5 protein-coding genes are annotated in these 2,310 nt (G+C 62.8%); all 5 read right to left on the bottom strand.

All coding sequences use genetic code 11. The features are described from left to right. Positions 1–66: 66 nt before the first annotated feature. The gene (locus F4Y38_06200) at positions 67–765 is read right to left on the bottom strand and encodes a 50S ribosomal protein L1 (protein MXY48879.1); all 699 of its coding nucleotides are present in this window, start codon (positions 763–765) and stop codon (positions 67–69) included. 27 nt (positions 766–792) lie between these two features. Beyond that, the gene (gene rplK / locus F4Y38_06195; protein ID MXY48878.1) at positions 793–1,218 is read right to left on the bottom strand and encodes a 50S ribosomal protein L11; all 426 of its coding nucleotides are present in this window, start codon (positions 1,216–1,218) and stop codon (positions 793–795) included. Positions 1,219–1,227: 9 nt separating this feature from the next. Then, a complete protein-coding gene (gene nusG, locus F4Y38_06190; protein MXY48877.1) occupies positions 1,228–1,764 on the bottom strand; it encodes a transcription termination/antitermination factor NusG in 537 nt (178 codons plus the stop codon). A gap of 28 nt (positions 1,765–1,792) precedes the next feature. Next, complete coding sequence (secE, locus tag F4Y38_06185; protein MXY48876.1) at positions 1,793–1,981, bottom strand: preprotein translocase subunit SecE; 189 nt, start codon at positions 1,979–1,981, stop codon at positions 1,793–1,795. A 219-nt stretch (positions 1,982–2,200) separates the two neighbouring features. Further along, on the bottom strand, positions 2,201–2,310 hold a 110-nt coding region (locus F4Y38_06180; protein MXY48875.1), incomplete at its 5' end, for an elongation factor Tu.

The raw sequence follows: 2,310 nt of genomic DNA, 5'->3' as shown, positions 1-2,310 counted from the left end.
TCAACGGCTTCCGGGCCGTCAACGGCTTCCGGGCCGTCAACGGCTTCCGGGCCGTGGATGCGTCGTCTACGCCTCGCGGGCCGCCGCCTGGCGGTCGACCTGTACGCCAGGTCCCATGGCGGAGGAGACGGTAAGACGCCTGATGTATTGCCCTTTGGCGGATGCAGGCTTCGCCCGCATGACCGCGTCGATGAACGTCGAGGCGTTCTCCGTCAGCTGCTCCACGGAGAAGGACACCTTTCCCACGGGACCGTGCAGGTTGCCGTTGCGGTCCACGCGGTATTCGATCCGGCCCGCCTTGACTTCCCGGACCGCGGGACCGACGTCGAAGGTCACGGTGCCGCTCTTCGGGTTGGGCATGAGGCCCCTTGGACCCAGTACGCGGCCCAGCTTGCCGACGTCACGCATGATATCGGGCGTGGCGATCACGACGTCGAAATCGGTCCAGCCCTTCTCGATCTGCTCGATGTACTCGTCGGCGCCGACGTAGTCCGCGCCGGCTTCCTGGGCGTCCTTCTGCGCTTCGCCCCGGGTCAGCACGAGTACCCTGGTTTCCTTTCCCGTTCCGTGGGGCAGCGCGATAGCGCCCCGAACCATCTGGTCCGCGTGGCGGGGATCCACGTTCAGCCGCATGGCCACATCGACGGTCTCGTCGAATTTCGTCTTCGAGGATTCCTTGACGATCGTCAACGCGTCCTCGAGGGGATAGTCCTTCCCCGCTTCCACCTTCTCCCTGGCGGCCAGGTAGCGTCTGCCTCTTTTCATGGCCCGTCTCCTTGCGACTTCCCTCGGTTAGCCTTCCACCTCTATGCCCATGCTGCGGGCCGTGCCTTCGATCATGCGCATGGCCGCTTCCGTATCCGCGGCGTTCAGGTCCGGCTTCTTGAGTTCGGCGATCTGCCTCACCTGGTCCCGGGTTACCTTGCCTACCTTCTCCCGGTTGGGCTCGCCCGAAGCCTTCGCCAGGCCGGCCTCGCGCTTGAGCAGCACCGCGGCCGGGGGCGTCTTCGTGATGAAGGAGAAACTGCGGTCGGCGTACACCGTGATCACGACCGGTATAATCAGCCCCATCTGGTCATTGGTCTTCGCGTTGAAGACCTTGCAGAACTCCATGGGATTGACGCCGTGCTGGCCGAGGGCCGATCCCACCGGCGGCGCCGGATTCGCCTGCCCGGCCGGTACCTGGAGCTTGATCACCGTAGTTATCTTCTTAGCCAAAGCACCCTCCTACGTGACGTGCGAGACCTGGAGGAAGTCGAGTTCCACCGGGGTCGCGCGTCCGAAAATGCTCACCATGACCTTCAGCTTCTGCCGGTCCGGATGTATCGCTTCCACCACGCCGGTAAAATCGGTGAACGGTCCGTCCGTCACCTTGACCTGGTCGCCGGTCCGGTAGGGGATCTCCACGCCTTCTCCCTTTTCCTTGGAAGGCTCGTCCCGGTGCAGTATGCGGTTCAGCTCACTCTCCCGCAGGGGCTGCGGCCGGGGCCCGCTCCCGACGAAATGGGTAACGCCCGGCGCGTTGGTCACCAGGTGCCAGGAATCACGGTCCATCTCCATTTCCACGAGGACGTAGCTCGGGAAAAGCTTCCGTATGGTAGAAGTTTTCTTCCCCTGCTTCATCTCTACGATTTCTTCGGTAGGGATGAGGATCTCGCCGATCTTCTCTTCCAACCCTTCCCGGACCTTGAGTTTCTCCAGGTGGGTCTTCACCTTGTTCTCGTGACCCGAGTAGGTATGAATCACGTACCAGCGCTTGTCCATTGATCACCTCATCATGGGTCGCTACGCGTCAGGCCCCGAGCAGACGGCTCAGTATGATGGACAGGATGAAGTCGATCACGCCGGTGAAGGCGGCCAGGATGAGCGTGATGATTATGACCACGGTCGTCGAGCCGATCAGTTCGTTCCGGCTCGGCCAGCTCACCTTGGAGAGCTCCGTCCTCACTTCCCTCAGAAAGTCCACCGTTCGTTCGTACATGATCCCTGCTTCGTGCGGTTGCGCCGGCCCGGGCCGTACTCCCTCGCGTGCCTGCGCGCATGTGCGTACCGCATAAAAAGGCAGGCCGGAACCGTGTTTTCCGCTCAGTTCGCGTCGCCGGCCTGCGGTTATGCGCGTCTTCTATGTCAAGTTCATCCGGACCAGTCGGGGGGCGGCGCTTCGGCCGCTCCGTCCGGGGTCCTGTCTATACCTGCCGTACTACTCGATGACTTCGGTGACGACGCCCGCGCCGACGGTTCTTCCGCCTTCGCGTATGGCGAAGCGCAGTTCCCGGTCCATGGCGATGGGCTGCATGAGATTGACTTCCA

The sequence above is a fragment of the Gemmatimonadota bacterium genome, assembly GCA_009838645.1.
Taxonomy (GTDB): domain Bacteria; phylum JAAXHH01; class JAAXHH01; order JAAXHH01; family JAAXHH01; genus JAAXHH01.
This window is presented reverse-complemented; position numbering and strand designations above follow the sequence as displayed.